The organism is Elizabethkingia argenteiflava (genome assembly GCF_009904105.1).
Taxonomy (GTDB): Bacteria; Bacteroidota; Bacteroidia; order Flavobacteriales; family Weeksellaceae; genus Elizabethkingia; species Elizabethkingia argenteiflava.
Genome location: NZ_JAAABJ010000004.1, coordinates 1 through 335, shown reverse-complemented (window position 1 = coordinate 335; position 335 = coordinate 1). Strand labels below are relative to the sequence as shown.

Sequence of the window (335 nt, the reverse complement as noted above, 5' to 3'; positions counted from 1 at the left end):
TGCTATGGAGATTTCTCCTGCAGAGATATCCCGTCTTACCGGTAGTGTACTACCCGCGGTTCGAGAAAGGAGAAACCGTACTCTAGAAACCGTCTATCCATTTGGAGGGCGGGAATTTATGTTGTTCAGGGTAAGGGTGAATGGTGTTGTTGAAACCCGTGCGATCTATAATATCCTCGGGGTTGATATCGCAAGAAAAAAGTATGTAATTGGGCTTTATAGTTCAGAAAATCAAGGGGCCAAATTCTGGCTTGGAGTTCTCACTGATCTGAAGAAACGCGGTGTGGAAGATATTATGATTGCCTGCATAGACGGCCTGAAAGGTTTCCCCGAAG

1 protein-coding gene is annotated in these 335 nt (G+C 45.7%); it reads left to right on the top strand.

Going from position 1 to position 335, the window contains the following annotated elements; all coding sequences use genetic code 11:
• On the top strand, nt 1–335 hold a 335-nt coding region (locus tag GNY06_RS00020; RefSeq protein WP_176589908.1), incomplete at both ends, for a transposase.